The organism is Nocardioides mesophilus, assembly GCF_014395785.1.
Classification (GTDB): Bacteria; Actinomycetota; Actinomycetes; order Propionibacteriales; family Nocardioidaceae; genus Nocardioides_B; species Nocardioides_B mesophilus.
In genome coordinates this window covers 2,232,925-2,249,406 of the sequence record NZ_CP060713.1, presented here as the reverse complement: position 1 = coordinate 2,249,406, position 16,482 = coordinate 2,232,925, and the positions used below count along the sequence as shown (strand labels likewise).

The following is a 16,482-nucleotide window of genomic DNA, read 5'->3' as shown; positions in this document are numbered from 1 at the left end:
GGTCACTTCTTCCGTGCCAGGGCCACGGCCAAGATGATGATCACGCCGCGCACCACCTGCTGCTGGGAGCTGTCCAGGCCTGCCAGGATCAGGCCGTTGTTGATCAGTCCGATCAGCAGGGCGCCGAACATCGTGCCGACCACCGCGCCGCTGCCGCCGAAGAGACTGGTCCCCCCCAGGATGACCGCGGCGATGGCCGAGAGCTCGTCACCAGCGCCCCACTGGAAGCGGCCAGACTGGAGGCGGCCGGCGTACAGCATCCCGGCGACCGACGCGACGGTGGCGGAGATCAGCAGCACCTGGAACTTGATCCGACGGGTCTTGATGCCGGTGAACTCCGCTGCAGTGCGGTTGCCGCCGGTGGCCAGGACCTGGCGCCCGAACCGCGTCTTGTTCAGCACCACCGCCCCCACGGCCACGAAGACCGCACCCCAGACGATCAGGCCGGGGACGGGCCCGAAGTCGCCGCCCCCGAAGGTCATATTGAAGGTGTCATTGAGGATTGGCTGCGGCGCTGAGCTGGTGATCCACTGCGCCACGCCCGCGGCGATGCCGAGCATGCCCAGGGTGACCAGGAAGGAGGGGATTCCCAGCAGGCTGACCAGACCCCCGTTGATGGTTCCGACGACGAGGCCGACCGCCAGGCCGGCCAGGATGCCGGGGACGAGACCCCAATTCGAGATCGCCATCGCGCACGAGACGCTGGCCAAACCCGCCACCGACCCGACCGAGAGGTCGATCTCCGCGCACGCGATCACATAGGTCATGCCGACGGCGATCACCGTGATCGTGGCGGTCTGACGCAGGATGTTGAGCAGGTTGTTCGAGCTGAGGAAGCCCTGGTCACCCAGCAGCACCGCAAAGAAGAGGAACACCACGAAGAACGCGATGTAGATGACATAGCGGTGCCAGTCGACCCGCTTGAGGACGTCTGTCAGGGACGTCGAGGCGGTGGTGGCGTCGGCGTCTGCCGGAGCCGTATGGACGGTGTGACTCATGAGTGGACTCCTTGGACGGCCAGTTGAAGTGTTTCCTCGTCCGCGATCTCGCGACGGGGAAGATCTGCTGAGACGGCCCCGTCGCGCAGGACGAGGATGCGGTCGCTGACCGCGAGGAGCTCGGGGTATTCGGAGGAGATGACGATGACAGCCTTGCCGTCGTCGGCGAGGTTGCGGATCATCTCCAGAATCTCGCTTTTCGTGCCGATGTCGACTCCGGCGGTCGGCTCGTCGAGGATGAGAAGGTCAGGCTCCGTGCCCAGCCACTTGGCCAGGACGACCTTCTGCTGGTTGCCACCTGACAGCAGCCGCACCGGCCGGCTCGGGTTGTCGACCTTGACCGCGAATTGCGAGATCAGCCTCTCGGAGAGCTCGCGCGCGACAGTCGCGCTCAGGAATGGCCCCTTGCGGGTCCGGTCCAGTAGTGGAAGCAGCAAGTTGTCTCGCACCGAGTGCTCCAACACCAGTCCCTGGGCTCGACGGTCCTCGGGGATGAGGGCCAGACCATGGGAGATGGCCTGCTGCGGGTTCGAGATCGTCACGACCTCCCCGTGCAGCTTCACTTCGCCGCTGTCGAGCTTGTCGATACCGAACAGGACCCGGGCAAGCTCGGTCCGACCGCTTCCCATCAACCCAGCCAGCCCGATGATCTCGCCGGGTCGCACCGTGAAGGTCACGCCGTTGACCCTGGAACCGGCTCGCAGGTCTGTGACCTCCAAGAGTGGGGTGGCCTCGGTCTCGTGACCGCGATTGCGATAGCTGAGGCCCTCGATCTTCCGGCCGACGATTCCCTCGACGATTTGTTCGGGCGTGACGTCCGTCAACTTCTCGGTGAGCAACCTGCTTCCGTCGCGCAGGATCGTGATTCGGTCAGCGATGCGGTACACCTCGTCCATGCGGTGAGAGATGTAGATGATCGAGATCCCGCGGGCCTTCAGCCTTTCGACGAGGTCGAACAGCGCCTCGGTTTCGTGCTTGGCGAGGCTGGCGGTCGGCTCGTCCATGATCAGGACGCGGGCGTCCTGGCCGAGAGCTTTGGCGATCTCGGTCAGCTGCCAGTACGCGGTGCCGAGGTCGGCGACTACGGCCTTCGGGTCGACCTCGACCTCCATCTCGGCAAACACCTCGCGTGCCCGGCGTACCGCCTCGCGGTCGCTGATCAGACCGCCTCGTCCCAGTGGCTCGGCAGTCAGAAAGACGTTCTGGGCGACAGTGAGGCTGGGCACCAGACTGAACTCCTGGAACACCATGCCGATCCCGTTCGCGCGGGCCTCGTGGATCGAGTTGATCTGCACCGGCTGTCCCGCGATCGAGATGTCCCCACGGTCCATCGAGTAGACGCCCTGGAGGATCTTCATCAGGGTGGACTTGCCCGCGCCATTGCCTCCGGCGAGCGCATGCACCTCGCCCGGCAGCACCTCGAAGTCGACGTCGTCGAGGACTGTGGTGCCGTAGAACGCTTTGTGGATGCCGGTCATCTGCACGGCAGTTGGGGGCTGGGCCATCGCGAAGTCCTTCATCTTCCTGGGTGGCCGGCGGGGAGGGGCTCCCCGCCGGCCAATGCCGGTTGTCCTACTGCTTGAAGGAGTCCGCGAGGTCCTGCGGCGGATCCGCGTGGTAGACCTGCTTCCAGGCGTCCAACACGTTGTTGTGCTCCACTGGCAGTGCGCTCAGGGCGACGTATGGCGGCGCCTGCTTGCCGATCAGCGCACCCGCGCCCAGCAGAGCCTCGGTGACGCCCTGGTCGAAGGGGCGCTGCGCGCCGAGTCCGACCACGAGCTGGTCCTTGGCCAGGGCGATCGCCACGTTGGTGCCGAGGTCCTCGGTTGCGATCTTGAGGTCCGCGCGGCCCGAGGCTCGGGCCGCTGCCATCACGCCCTCGGCAGGGACGTCCCACACCGCCCAGATACCGCCCAGGTTGGGATTCTCGGTGAGCATGGCGTTGGCAGCTGCCTGCGCGTCACCGGCGAAGTCCGGCCCCGCGATGCCCTTCTCGTCGACGATCTTGATGTCCGGGTACTCCTTGTCGATCGTCGACTTGAAGCCCTCGTAGCGCTGCTTGGTCACGAAGAAGTCGGCCTCGTGGTAGATCAGACCGATCTCGCCCTTGCCCCCAGCGCCTTGGCCATCAGGTGCGCCGACGTAACGCCGTTGCCATAGTTGTCTGCGGAGACCACCGAGACGTAGTCCTTGCCGGCCTCGAGCCCCTGCGGGACGTTGTCCATGAAGACGAGCTTCACGCCCGCGTCGGCCGCCTTCTTGTACGCCGCGGCGGTCGCAACCGGGTCGGTGGGAATCGACACGATGATGTCCGGCTTCTTGACCATCACCGTCTCGAGGTCGGAAACCTGCTTGTCGGGCTTGAAGTTCGCGTCGGTGACGGCGACGACCTTGATACCGAGCTTGGCGAACTGGTCCTTGAGCCCGTCGACCTGGGCGTTGGCCCAGTCGTTGCCGCCGTAGTGCATCACGATGGCGGCGGTGGCGCCGAGTTCCTTGACCTGGGTGATCTCATCCTCGGTGAGCGCTGCGGCCTCGGCCGGCTCGGGTGCCTCCCCGTGCGGGCCCTTGCTCAGGACCTTGCCTTGGATCGCGGCGAGGGCGTCGTCGACCTGCTTCGTGACGCCCGGGTCCTGCGAGGACGACGACGAGGTGGCCGAACTGCACCCACTCACGGCTAGCGCAACGGCCGCGGCCGCGGCCGCGTAACGGATTCTGCTTCTCATGGTGCATCTCCATTGGTGGGGTGAGTGACAGCCGGGCCGATCGTGGCCAGGAGCCGATCGAGGTATGTCTTGCTTTGGGCGGCGGCCTCACGGGGATCGCCGTCATAGGAGTCGAGCTCGACGATGAGCCAGCCGTCGTAGCCGGTCTCGACGAGTGCATCAAGGACGGCGACGAAGTCAACCTCCCCTGCCCCTAGCGGGAGGAACTCGAGGGGGGACAACCGGGCGTCCTTGAGGTGGACGTGGCGGACCCGATCTGGGTAGCGGCGAATCAACTCGGCCGGGTTGCCGCCGCCGGCTGCGAGGTGTGCAGTGTCCGGGCAGAAGCCGATGCGGGTGATCGGCATCAGCAGGTCGAGCTCCTCGGGGCTCTCCACGATCGTCGAGAGGTGCGGGTGGTAGCACGCCTCGAGGCCGTGTGCTTGGGCGATGTCATTGACCTTGTCGAGGGCGGCGGCCAAACGCTTGTAGTCCTCGCCCCGGGTGCCCGAGGCGCGCCGGGCGCCTCCACCCACGACCAGGCTGGAGGCCCCGAACCGCGAGGCAAGCTCGGCAGCGCGTGTCACCCTGCTGAGTTCCTCCGGGAGAATCTCGTCGTAGATGAAGTTGCCGCCGGTATAGACGCCGACGAGCTGCACGCCCGCCGACTCCAGCAGCGAGACCAGTTCCTGGGGGCGCCCGGCGAAGTCAGCGACGTTGCCGTCGAACATCTCGATGCCCTCGTAACCGAGGGAGGCGATCTCAGCGATGGCCCGGTCCATCGGACCGTTCACCCGGTAGTACAGGTCTTTCACGCTGGTGACGCCGACGGGGTCGCCGACGACGCCTCCCCAAGTGATCGTGTGGTAGCCGACTCGCACTATTGCCTCCCCTGCGTTCCGGATGGATTGGGCAACCTTAAGCACGTCTCGTGCGAAAGTCAACACCTGATAGGCTTAGGTTCAATTCCGGGAGACTAAAGGCAAGGCAGGTTCATGGAACGGGCGCACGCGATCACCGCACTGGCAGGAGAGAACATCGAGTCGGTTGTCTCCGTACTCGACGCCGTGCGAGTCTCAGGGGCGACGACCCGTCCTGAGATCGCCCGGGTTACGAGGCTCGGGCGCAACGTCGTCACAGACCGTGCGGCCCAACTCATCGCTGCCGGCCTTCTCACCGAGGGTCCGCTAGGCCGCTCCACCGGCGGCCGAGCCCCCCGCGAGCTGCGCTTCAACGCAGCCGCCGGAGTGATCCTGGTCGCAGATCTCGGAGCCACCAGCATCGAGGTAGCCACCGCCGACCTTGCAGGCAGCATCTCGAATGCCCGGGGCGAGGCCGCAGACGTCACCCTAGGTCCGACTCACATCCTGAGCCGCGTGGCCGAACTGTTCGACGAACTGGTCGACTCCCTACCCGGGGACGCGCACGTGTGGGGCGTCGGCGTGGGGCTGCCCGGACCGGTGGAGTTCGACACTGGCAGGCCGGTCTCACCACCGATCATGCCAGGCTGGGACGGCTACGACGTGAGGTCCTTCTTCGCCTCCCGCTACCACGCGCCTGTCTGGGTGGACAACGATGTGAACGTCATGGCTCTCGGCGAGCTCCGAGGGGGCCTGGCCGCTGGCCACCAGGACGTCGTGTTCGTCAAGATCGGCACCGGGATCGGCGCTGGACTCGTCTCTCGAGGTCTGCTGCACCGCGGCGCGCAGGGTTGCGCTGGGGACATCGGCCACATGGCAGTGGGCGAGAGCACCGTCCAGTGCCGTTGTGGCCAGTTAGGGTGCCTCGAGGCTCTGGCCGGCGGCCATGCCCTGGGCCGGGACGGCCTCGAGTTGGCGCATTCGGGGCAGAGCCCGGTCCTGGCCGGCGAGCTCGCCGCAGGACACGAGGTCACCGCGCAATCCGTGGTCGACGCCGCACTGCGCGGTGACCCCGCCGCTCGCCGGCTGGTCACGGAGTCCGCCCGACTGCTCGGAGGGGCCCTGGCCCGCGTGGTGAACTTCTTCAACCCCTCCCTGATCCTGATCGGGGGCGGCGTGGCCTCGGCTGGAGATCTCTACCTAAGTCAGGTGCGGCTCGCGGTCCTGGGTCGATCGCTGCCGCTGGCCACCCGGCACCTAGAGATCCTGCAGTCCCCCCTGGCCGACCGCGCTGGCCTGCGCGGCGCCGCATTCATGGTGGTCGACGAGCTGCTCTCCCCAGCCGGTCTATCCCGAACCCATGACCAACTCCTGATCAGCTGACCGGGGCCACTGAGTACATGGGGTGATGCCCGGAGGAGGACCGCCCGAACGCACGCCGGGTGGTCGGACTCTCCCTGGGCATGCGCCAGGGCGAAGTCCTCGGGCTCCAATGGTGCGACGTGCGGCCTGTACGTGTTCGAGCGCTCCTCGAGGGTGTCGGGGTCCCGGTGGGCCAGGTACGCGGCAACATCGGCGGCGCCCGCCCCTCCACCCTTGGCGGGAGTCCGCTACCCGCGCTCTTGCCGCCAACGGGTTCTTGAGGTGCAGTCGGTCGTCACGACCGCGTCGTTCCGGGAAATGACGTCCAAGCGCAGCCGGTCGTCAGCTGCCTGATCAGCGGACTAACCTGCACGCAGGGTGTTCGTCCGCGCGTGGACACCCGGTCAGTGGCCGGACGGGAGGGGACGCGGTGGGCGAGACGAGCGAGGCAGCCGCTGACTCGGCGCCCGGGTCGTCGCCCTGGCAGTGGCTGACGGAGGCTCGACGGGTGGACCAGGCTGTCTACAGTGCCATCGCGGCCACGCCGACACCTGCCCTCGACGTCGGCATGCGGCGACTGTCGCACAGCGCCAACCATTCCAAGATCTGGATCTCGGCGGCCGCCGCGCTGGCGGTGGTGGGACGAGGCCCTGGCTGGCACGCGGCTCTGCAAGGCCTCGCCTCCGTCGCGGTCGCCAGCACGGTGGTCAACCAGGGGGTCAAGCGACTGGGCAGCCGCCGGCGACCGGACCGTGAGAGTGCCCTCGTGCCGCCGGCCCGCCACGTGCCGATGCCCACCTCCCTGTCCTTCCCGTCGGGGCACTCCGCGTCGGCGTTCGCGTTCGCCGCCGGGGTCGGGAACCGGCTCCCCGCCGTTGGCGTGCCGCTGCATGGCCTGGCGGGTGTCGTCGCGTACTCGCGGGTGCACACCGGCGTGCACTATCCCGGCGACGTGGTAGTCGGGTCGGTGCTGGGCACGGTGGTCGCCCAGCTGACGACGCGGGCGATCGACCGCTACCTCGACCGACCGCGCTGAGCCTCATCCCTCGCCGCGCGTCGCACGCTCCCCGCCTGGTGTCGCAGCATGGTCAGGTCTAGCAGCGCTTTCGGCACGACCAGACCCGGACGGTCCACGGGCAGACGCACCCGTAGTGCCAGTGGCTGGATGCTGCACCGCACCGGGGTCGGCATGAGCACGGCCTCACCGTCGATGCCTACCGGTATCTCCGGGACGTCCGCATCGACCACCACTTCTCGGGCGGTCAGCCGCTGCAGACTCTTGGCGCGATGACCGGCCAGCAGGCCGGCAGCCTGGGCTGCGCTGTCGACCGTGATGGCGACGACGCCGAGCACACCGGTGTCGAGCCGGGCCCGGCGCCCGAGGCCTGCCACGTCACCGAGTGCGTAGGGGTTGTTGCTGACGAGCAGAGCCTTTGGCGCCTCGACGAGTACGTCGTCCACCCTGACCACCAAACGTGGCCCGCGGTGGCCCGAGAGGATGTCCGGCAGCCGCTGCAGGGTGGTTCCGCGCTTGTCGTCGCGGTATGCCGGGCTCTGCACCACGTCGGCGTACGCGCCGAACGACGCGTTGTTGACGAACGTCCGATCGCCGATCAAGCCGAGGTCGATCCTGACCTCGACGCCGTCGCGCAGCGCATCGAGGCCGAGATCAGGACGATCGCGGTCGAGTCCGAGGTCCAGCGCGAAGTGGTTGCGCGTGCCTGCCGAGATCACGAGGAAGGGCAGACCGTGCTGGGAGGCGATACCGGCCACCAGTGCTTGGGTGCCGTCGCCGCCCGCGACCCCCAGCAGGTCCGCGCCGTCGACGACCGCCGCTCGCGCTAGCTCCGCGACGTCGATGAGTCCGGTTCCGTCGAGCAGGGTCACGTCGGCACCGAGCTCCTCCGCCTTCGCGACCAGCCCGAACCGGGCCACCTTCCCGCCACCGGATCGTGGGTTCATGATCAGGCGGGGACGGGCCGGGGGCGGCGTACGTCGCTCCGGCATGCCGGCCGCCGGCGGCTGCGATCGGGTCAACGCGGCCCGCGCCGCGGTGAGGGCCACCGCGGCAAGGAGAAGCGCTGCGACGACGTCGTTGAGCCGATCCTGGGAGGCGTAGAAGACGAGTACGCCGATCGGCGCCGCAACGACCAGCGACGCGGCCAGCCACCGCACCACCCCGCGGCGGCTGAGGAACCACCACGCGCCCGCGAGCATCAGTGCCAGGCCGAGGACGCCGACAGCGAGCACGGTGAGTCTGCCGCGGCCCGCCGCCAGCAGGACGACAACTGCGCCGGTCGCGGCGGCGAACGCCAGGCGGGCCAGCCACCGCTCCCGCGTTGTCGGGACAGGAGTGCCGCCGAGGGCGACTGCCCGTTCTTGTTCGTCGTCGCCCGTCATGGCGTCCTCCTCATGAAGGTGGTCCAGCATGGGGTCGTTCGAGGCATGAGCTCGCTGGGACGTGAGCCGGTCATGGCTCGGTCGGGGACTGCCAGGTCGCGCCGGTCGATGCCCTGAAGGCGTCGATCGCCGCGTCCAGCGTCGGGAAGAAGTGGTCGGGATTGATCGTGCGGGTCAGCTCGTAGGCCTCCACCTTGGCCCGCACCGGATCCTTAAGCTCGGCGAACACCAGGGACACCCCGCGCTCGTTCAGCCAGTCGTCGAGCAGCTCGAGCATGTCGGCAGCCGTGGTGTCGACGTCGGTGATGGGTTCTGCGGCGACCAGCACCCAGCGCAGGTCCGGGTGGTCGGCGACGAGGGCGCGGACCTGCTCGTTGAAGATGCGGGCGTTGGCGAAGATCAGGGGGGCGTCGAACCGGAACACGACCAGGCCGGGAAGGAGCTTGGCGTCGGGATACTGGGTGGTGTCGTGCAGACCAGGTATCTCCGCGACCCGTCCGAGGCTGGTCTGGTAGGGCCACCAGAGCCGCCGGAAGACGTTCAGGATGGACAGGGCCACGGCGATCAGGATCCCCGGGAGCACGCCGAGGAGTGCCACTCCGAGGAACGCGGCCATCGACAGGCCGAACTCCATGCGTCGCTGGTGCCACAGCCGCCTCGTGGCAGCGAGATCGGCCAACGAGAGCGCGGCAGCGATCACCACGGCGCCGAGGGTCGGCTGGGGGACGTACTGCATGAGCCACGGCGCCAGCACCAGGATGAGCGCGATCGCCACCGCACCGACCACCCCCGTCAGCTGTGACTTCGACCCGTTCTGCTCCGCAACAGCGGTTCGGGACCCGCTCGTGCTGACCGGGAAGCCCTGGAAGAACCCGGCGGCGATGTTCGCCGCGCCGATCCCCACCATCTCCTGGTTGCCGTGCACCCGTTCACCTCGCCGAGCTGCGAACGAGGAGGCGGTCGACATCGTGTCCGCGAGGGCGACCAACGAGATCCCCAGTGCACCGACGACCAGCATCGGCACCTCACCCCAAGCAGCGGTCGGGATCGTGAACGGCGGGAAGCCGCTGGGCAGCACTCCGATCGTGTTGACCCCGTTCGCCCCCAGGTCCCAGAGCTTGACGGCCAGCGAGGAGAGGACTACCGCGACGAGCACCGCCGGTACTCGCGGCAGCAGACGCTGCAGCAGAAGGATGCCGACCAGGGACACGAGCCCGATCGCGGCGGCGGTGCCGTTTACGTCGCCGTTGGCCACACCCGAGACGAAGGCCTTCGCCTCTTCGATCAGGCCGTCGGCGTCCACGGAGAACCCGGACAGCTTCGGAAGCTGACCGACCAGGATCGTCAGAGCAAGGCCGTTCAGGTAGCCGATCTGGGTCGGTTTGGAGAGCAGGTCGGCGACGAAACCGAACTTCGCCAGGCCCGCGACGGTCATGAGGACGCCGACCATCACCGCCAGCATCGAGGCCAGGGCGACCGCTCGCGCAGGATCGCCGTCAGCCAGCAGGAGCGGTGCGATCGTCGCTGCGATCATCGGACCCAGCGACGAGTCCGGGCCTAGAACCAGAACCCGGGACGGCCCGAAGACGGCGTACCCCACCAAGCAGAGGATCGACGTGTACAGACCGGTGATCGCCGGGAGGCCCGCCAGCTCCGCGTACGCCATACCCTGCGGCACCAGCAACGCTGACAGGACCAGCCCGGCAACAACGTCCTTGGCCAGCCAGGCCCTCTGGTAGCCCCTGACGACCGCCAGGCCGGGCAGAGATGCGGCGAGGCGTCCGGAGCCGGCCCCACCTCGCGCCGTCACCCGTCTCTCCTGTTCCACCAGCGTGTGACACGGTTATGCCGCGACGTCGCAGGCGTTGAGGCGGCCGGTGCCCGAACGGGGGATCGACGCAGAGTCACGCTGGCCTCCGTTCTGACGCTCACCGCCAGGCTGGCATTCGCCACGGCCGTGGCCATCACCCCCAACGGATGCTTTCGCCCAGCGGTCAGCGCGCCGCGTGGGCGATGACCTGATCGGGGGCACCACGGGGGCACCGGTCGGGCCCGAGGCCCAAGACGAGAAAACCCCAGGCATCGGGCTGGGCCGCTGACCTGGGGTTCTGCGTGGAGCCGCCTGTCGTGTGTTCCATCAGGACATCGGCGACACATCTCTCAAGACATCGGCGACACCTGTCTCGTGGCGATGCTCAGCCATGTCGAAGGCGCGCCTGGTCCTGACCGCCCTGTTCGTTGACCACCAGAGACCGGCGGAGGTCGCCACCCGATACGGCGTGAGCCGGGCCTGGGTCTACAAGCTCAAGGCCCGCTACGAGGCCGAAGGCGAGGCCGCGTTCGAGCCCCGGTCCCGCCGACCGAAGACCAACCCCACCGCACTACCCCGAGCGACCGTCGACCTGATCATCGAGCTGCGCGAGAAGCTGTCCGCCGCCGGCCTGGACGCCGGACCGGACACCATCGCCTGGCACCTGGCCCAGCACCACCAGGTGACCGTGTCTCTGGCCACGATCAGCCGCTACCTCACCCGCGCCGGGCTGGTGGTCCCCGAGCCGAAGAAGCGTCCCAAGGCCTCCTACATCCGGTTCCAGGCAGCCATGCCGAACGAGACCTGGCAATCGGACTTCACCCACTACCGACTCACCCCCGCCACCGGCCAACCCGGCCGCGATGTCGAGATCATCAGCTGGCTCGACGACTGCTCCCGCTACGCCCTGCACATCAGCGCCCACCCCCGCATCACCGGGCCGATCGTCCTGGCCACCTTCCGCAACACCCTGACCGCACACGGGATCCCCGCCTCCACCCTCACCGACAACGGCATGGTCTACACCACCCGCTTCGCCGGCGGCCGCGGCGGACGCAACTCACTCGAAGCCGAGCTCCGAGGGCTCCACATCGCCCAGAAGAACTCCCGCCCCAACCACCCCACCACCTGCGGCAAAGTCGAGCGGTTCCAACAGACCATGAAGAAATGGCTCCGCGGCCAGCCCGCCCAACCCGCCACCATCGCCGAGCTCCAGAGGCTCCTGGACCAGTTCAGCGACGAGTACAACCACCGCCGACCCCACCGCTCCCTGCCGCAGCGAGCCACCCCCGCCACGATCTACAACTCACTCCCCAAAGCGCTACCCGGTCCCAGCCGCGACACCGACACCCACGACCGGATCCGCCACGACCGCATCGACGACTCCGGCTGCGTCACCCTGCGCGTCAACGGCACGCTCCACCACATCGGCATCGGCCGAACCCAAGCCCGAACCCACGTGATCCTGCTCGTCCAAGACCTCCACGTCCGGATCGTCAACGCCGTCACCGGCGAACTCCTCCGCGAGCTCACCATCGACCCCACCAAGAACTACCAAGCCACCGGAGCACCCAAAGGACCCACCCGAAAATGACGAAACCCGGACCCACGAATCGTGGGTCCGGGTGTCGCCGATCTCTTGAGAGATCACATGGAGCCGCCTGTCGGAATCGAACCGACGACCTTCTCATTACGAGGCGCACCCACCCTGTCCGCGCCCGTCCGCGCAGGTGCGTTCGTGCAGGTCAGGGCCGTTTCCCTGGATGCTCGGGTCCGGTCGTGTGCGCACTCGTACGCCGGTTTGGCTCACTGATTGGCTCACTCCCGCTGCCGGGGCTGCACCGTGAGCCGGCGTCCGCAGGGGGCGGACGAAAGCGGGGACCTTGTCCTCGAGGACCGGTTCGCGATCGTGCCGGAGTGGTTGCTCGACGCCCAGATCGGCGACGCCGCCGTGAGGCTCTATGCGGTGCTGCTCCGGTACGGCCAGTCATCGGGGGCCCGGATGCCGTCTCGGGCGACGCTGGCCCGGCGTCTGCGCAAGCGATCGACCGACTCGGTGGACCGGGCGATGAAGGAGCTCACCGGGATCGGCGCGGTTCGGGTCGAGCACCGGTACGACGGGGCCCAGCGGCTGACGAACGCCTACCACGTTCGGACCTCGCGCCCCTGCCGTGTTGAACCCCCTACCCCAGATGGAGCGGGTAGCCGCAGATCTGCGGCTACCCCCGCGAAATCGGCCAGGGGAGGCCGCACCGATGCGGACAGGGTGGCCGCAGATTCCGGGCATGACCCAAAGCACCTGACCGAAAGCACCCCCTCCTCCACCGCGTCCCGCCGCACCACGAGTCACAGCCGGGCAATCGAGGAGGAGGTGGCGGCCGAATGCGGGATCGCAGACTGGCCCGGCTTCGTCGCCGAGGTTCAGCGGACCCGACGTCAGCTCGGCGCCCCGATGACGCGATGGGCCGGCCCGTGCCTCGCCGCAGCACTCCAGCTCACGACCCGGGGCCGCGGCTGGCCGGCCGAACGGGCCGCACAGGCCCTGTGCCGCGTGGCCGCGGATCCACAGACGAAGAGCCCGATGCGGGTCGCGGAGGCGGGCCCGTGGTGGGACGAGACACCTGCCACCGACGCGGCCGGAGATGGGGAGGATCTGCGGGCGATGGAGCTCGCGCTGCTGGAGTGCGATGGCGCGCGCATCGAGCTGCAGCTCCAGGCCCGTCGAGCGCTCTCGGAGGCTGGTCTCCCGATCACGCGCGACGCGGTCACCCGGGCCGCCTACCAGTTGCTGATCCAACGCGGCGTAGATGGAGCCGCGTGATGATGACGCTGCACAAGCTCCACGCCGGCGACGGGTACACCTACCTCACCCGCCAGGTCGCCGCCGGCGACGAGGGCCGCTCCCCCGGCCAGAAGCTGGCCGACTACTACACCGCCTCCGGGAATCCACCGGGACGATGGGTGGGTTCCGGAGCCAAGGACCTGGCTGTGACGGGCCGGGTCCGCGAGGACCAGATGCGCGCCCTGTTCGGCCAAGGCATGCATCCGGACGCCGACCAGATCATCGCCTTCGAGCTGGCCGCCGGACACACCCAGGCCGACGCCGAACGTGCGGCCAAGCTCGGACGCGCATTTCCGAACTACACTCCGCTGCCTCCGCGAGCCGAGAGAGTAACCCAGCGCGTCACTACCTTCGCCGACGAGTACGGACGCCCTCCCACGAGCAGCGAGCGGTCCAGGATCGAGGCCGAGGAGGCCCGGCGTGACCGTCGCGCGGTCGCCGGCTACGACTTGGTCTTCACCCCGGTCAAGAGCGCCTCCCTGCTGTGGGCGCTGGGCTCGGCCACGACCCGGGAGCAGGTCGAGGCAGCCCACCACGAGGCGGTCGCCGACACCTTGGCCTGGCTCGAGCGCGAGACCGGGTTTGCCCGGATCGGCAGCGCAGGGGAGGCCCAGATCGAGACCCGCGGCTTCGTCGCCGCCGCGTTCGACCACCGCGACTCACGCGCCGGCGACCCCGATCTGCACACCCACGTGGCGATCTCCAACAAGGTCCGCGCCCGCGAGGACCACGCCGACGGCCGGCCACGCTGGTTATCCCTGGACGCAAGGGTCATCCACGCTGCCGCAGTCGCCGCAAGCGAGCGCTACAACACTCGACTCGAGGAGGCCATGTCCCGGCGCCTGGGGGTCGAGTTCACCGAACGCGCCGACTCGATCCGACGCGACAAACGGTCCGTACGTGAGGTCGCGGGCGTGCCGGTCGCCCTCATCAAGCACTTCTCCCGCCGCCGGGCCGCAATCGAGGACCGTTACCGAGAGCTCGCCTCCGACTACCGGCACAGCCACGGCCACGAACCGCCCCGCGAGGCGCAGCTCAAGCTCGCCCAACAGGCGACCCTCGAGACACGCGACCGCAAGGCCGCGCCCGCATCACTGGCCGGACAGATCACCGGCTGGCGCGAGGAGGCGGCCGCGGTGCTCGGCGACCACGAGCTCGCCGACCTCGAACACCAGACGTTGAACCGTCAGGGCTCCACCACAACAATCGCGGACCTCCCGGTCGACGACCTCGCAGCCACGGTGCTCAGCGTCGTCTCCGAGGAGAAGGCCACCTGGACCCGTTGGAACCTCATCGCCGAGACCGAACGCCAGCTGCGCCCGTACAGGTTCCCTACCAACGCTGACCGGGACGCCGCTACCGACGCGGTCGTCGCCCGCGCGACCGATCCCCAGCTGTCGGTCCAGCTCACGCCCGCCGACGTCGACATCGCCGTCACCGTCGAGCAGGAGCACGCGGCCAGCACCCCGCTGCGCAGGTCTAACGGCGAGAGCGTGTTCACCGAGCACGGAGCTGTCCGCTTCACCACACGCGACATCCTCGACGCCGAGCAACGCCTCCTGGAGACAGCAACCCAACGAACCCGCTACGGACTCACCACCGATGCAGTCACTGAGATGATCGGCGCCTTCGAGAAGCGTTACGACCTCACCCTCGACGAGGGACAGCGGGCGCTGGTGCTCGGCTTCGCCGCCGACCCTCGGCGGATCGTGGTCGGCATCGGCCCCGCGGGCGCGGGCAAGACCACCGCCATGAGGGCGGTCGCCGAGGCATGGCGCACGACTGGCCGCCGGGTCGTCCCTCTCGCACCCTCGGCCGCAGCAGCAGAGGTCCTCGGCGCAGAGCTGGGCTGCCGGGCAGAGAACCTGCATAAGTTCCAGCACGCCCACACCGACGCTCAGTCCGTCGACGACTGGTTCAGACTGCAACCCGGCGACTTGGTCCTGATCGACGAGGCCGGGATGGCCGGCACCCGCAGGCTCGACTGGGTGGTGCGTTACGCACGTGAGCGAGGCGCCGTCGTGCGGCTCCTCGGCGACCCCTCCCAAATGTCGGCAGTTGAAGCGGGCGGCGCGCTTCGGCTTCTGGTCAACGACGTCGGCGCAGTCCAGCTCAACGACCTGCACCGGTTCACCGACCCCGCCGAGGCCGAAGCAACGCTGCAGCTTCGCGAAGGTCGTGCCGAGGCGCTCGACTTCTACTTCGATCGCGACCGGGTGGCGCATGGAACCAGCGAAGCGATGCTCGAGGACAGCTACGAGGCCTGGGCGACAGACACCCGTCAAGGCAGGACCAGCCTGCTGATCGCGTCCGCGGGCCGCGACGTCTCCGCACTGAACGCTCGCGCCCGCTTCGAACGCATCGCCGCCGGGGACGTCACGGTGGACGGGGTCGAGCTACACGACGGAAACCGCGCAGGGGTGGGCGATCGCATCGTCACTCGCGTCAACGACCGCGGCCTGACCACCCGCGGCGGCCGTGACTTCGTCAAGAACGGTGATGTCTGGGCCGTCGAGGGGCGTCACCGCAACGGCGACCTGACCGTTCGCCATGGACGTCACAGTGGCCGAGTTCGCCTGCCAAGCGGGTACGTCGCCGAGTCCGTCGAGTTGGCTTACGCCACCACCACCGCGCGGGCCCAAGGGATGACCGTCGACACCGCCCACGTCCTGGTCGACACCAACACCAGCCGTGAGTCGCTTTACGTCGCTGCCACGCGCGGCCGCCTCGGCGCCCGGCTATATGTCGCCAGCGAGGACCTGATCGGGATCGATGCCGAGCGCCCCCCGGCCCCGGCGCTCGGCACACGAGACGTCCTTGCCGAGGTTCTACACCGGGAGAGCAGCGAACGGTCGGCCACCGAGGTACAACGTGAAGCCACTACACGTGCCGCGCAGCGGCGACGGGCCAGCGAGTCCTTTCTTCGAGGCGGCGCTGGGCGCAGGCCCGACTACATAGAGACCGTGAATCGAGTGCTTGGTGAAGGCCTCGCGGACGCTGTCATCCATGACGCCGCGTTCCGGACACTGTCCAAAACGCTCGCACGCTTGGAGGCCGCCGGACACGACCCCGGCCGGATGCTCCGACGGGCAGCGCAACGTCACGAGCTCGACACGGCCGCATCTGTGGCCAAGGTCCTCAACCACCGGATCGAAGTCATGACGGCAATGGCCGGCAGAGCACCTTCCGCACCCTTGGCTGTCCGCCCACCGCCGACCCCAACGCATGGGCCCGCTCTCCGCACATGAGGAACCTGTGCGTGGCACTTTCGTTTACCGGATCTGCCGATGTGCGGGCGTGACTGGTAGCGGTCAATCAGATGCGTGTGCCCCTGCGGGCAGGCGGAAGTCGATACCAGTCGTAGGTGGCCCTGGTCGCCTCTGCCATCTGCTCATCGGTGGGCCCGTCCCATTGAACGACAAGCCGATGGAGTCGCCGGGCTCGTAGTCGACGCGAACACCACACCGTTCGAGGTTCGTCGCCACGCGTGCGTCGACCTCGTGCG

At 68.5% G+C, this 16,482-nt stretch carries 10 protein-coding genes and 1 pseudogene; 5 read left to right on the top strand and 6 right to left on the bottom strand.

All coding sequences use genetic code 11. The features are described 5' to 3' along the window. Nucleotides 1–2: 2 nt before the first annotated feature. From H9L09_RS10770 to H9L09_RS10755, 4 genes and pseudogenes are all read right to left on the bottom strand, one after another. Nucleotides 3–998 (bottom strand): ABC transporter permease, encoded by a 996-nt coding sequence (locus H9L09_RS10770; RefSeq protein ID WP_187576986.1) that lies wholly within the window; start codon nucleotides 996–998, stop codon nucleotides 3–5. Next, complete coding sequence (locus tag H9L09_RS10765) at nucleotides 995–2,503, bottom strand: sugar ABC transporter ATP-binding protein (protein WP_187576985.1); 1,509 nt, start codon at nucleotides 2,501–2,503, stop codon at nucleotides 995–997. Before H9L09_RS10765 ends, H9L09_RS10770 begins: the two co-directional genes overlap by 4 nt. Nucleotides 2,504–2,570: 67 nt before the next feature. After that, nucleotides 2,571–3,466: pseudogene (locus H9L09_RS10760) on the bottom strand (substrate-binding domain-containing protein). 254 nt (nucleotides 3,467–3,720) lie between these two features. After that, a complete protein-coding gene (locus tag H9L09_RS10755; RefSeq protein WP_187576984.1) occupies nucleotides 3,721–4,584 on the bottom strand; it encodes a sugar phosphate isomerase/epimerase family protein in 864 nt (287 codons plus the stop codon). A gap of 114 nt (nucleotides 4,585–4,698) precedes the next feature. On the opposite strand from H9L09_RS10755, the gene H9L09_RS10750 reads away from it, so the two are divergent. Then, nucleotides 4,699–5,946, top strand: coding sequence for an ROK family protein (locus tag H9L09_RS10750; protein ID WP_187580564.1), 1,248 nt, complete (start codon nucleotides 4,699–4,701; stop codon nucleotides 5,944–5,946). Between the two features lie 487 nt (nucleotides 5,947–6,433). After that, entirely contained in the window at nucleotides 6,434–6,961 is a 528-nt protein-coding gene (locus tag H9L09_RS10745; protein WP_223164295.1) for a phosphatase PAP2 family protein, read from the top strand. Here H9L09_RS10745 and H9L09_RS10740 read toward each other — a convergent pair. Both H9L09_RS10740 and H9L09_RS10735 read right to left on the bottom strand, forming a co-directional pair. After that, nucleotides 6,940–8,325 carry a diacylglycerol/lipid kinase family protein gene (locus H9L09_RS10740; RefSeq protein WP_187580563.1) on the bottom strand — a complete coding sequence of 462 codons (1,386 nt, stop codon included), beginning with the start codon at nucleotides 8,323–8,325 and terminating at the stop codon, nucleotides 6,940–6,942. The genes H9L09_RS10745 and H9L09_RS10740 overlap by 22 nt on opposite strands. Nucleotides 8,326–8,395: 70 nt before the next feature. Then, nucleotides 8,396–10,135, bottom strand: a complete 1,740-nt coding sequence (locus H9L09_RS10735; protein WP_187580562.1) for a SulP family inorganic anion transporter — start codon at nucleotides 10,133–10,135, stop codon at nucleotides 8,396–8,398. Between the two features lie 391 nt (nucleotides 10,136–10,526). On the opposite strand from H9L09_RS10735, the gene H9L09_RS10730 reads away from it, so the two are divergent. The 3 genes from H9L09_RS10730 (at nucleotide 10,527) to mobF (ending at nucleotide 16,225) form a co-directional block, all read left to right on the top strand. Next, nucleotides 10,527–11,729 carry an IS481 family transposase gene (locus H9L09_RS10730; RefSeq protein WP_187578499.1) on the top strand — a complete coding sequence of 401 codons (1,203 nt, stop codon included), beginning with the start codon at nucleotides 10,527–10,529 and terminating at the stop codon, nucleotides 11,727–11,729. A 249-nt stretch (nucleotides 11,730–11,978) separates the two neighbouring features. Continuing rightward, nucleotides 11,979–12,956, top strand: coding sequence for a hypothetical protein (locus tag H9L09_RS10725; RefSeq protein WP_187580561.1), 978 nt, complete (start codon nucleotides 11,979–11,981; stop codon nucleotides 12,954–12,956). Next, nucleotides 12,956–16,225 (top strand): MobF family relaxase, encoded by a 3,270-nt coding sequence (gene mobF / locus H9L09_RS10720; protein WP_246456504.1) that lies wholly within the window; start codon nucleotides 12,956–12,958, stop codon nucleotides 16,223–16,225. Before H9L09_RS10725 ends, mobF begins: the two co-directional genes overlap by 1 nt. Nucleotides 16,226–16,482: the final 257 nt, after the last annotated feature.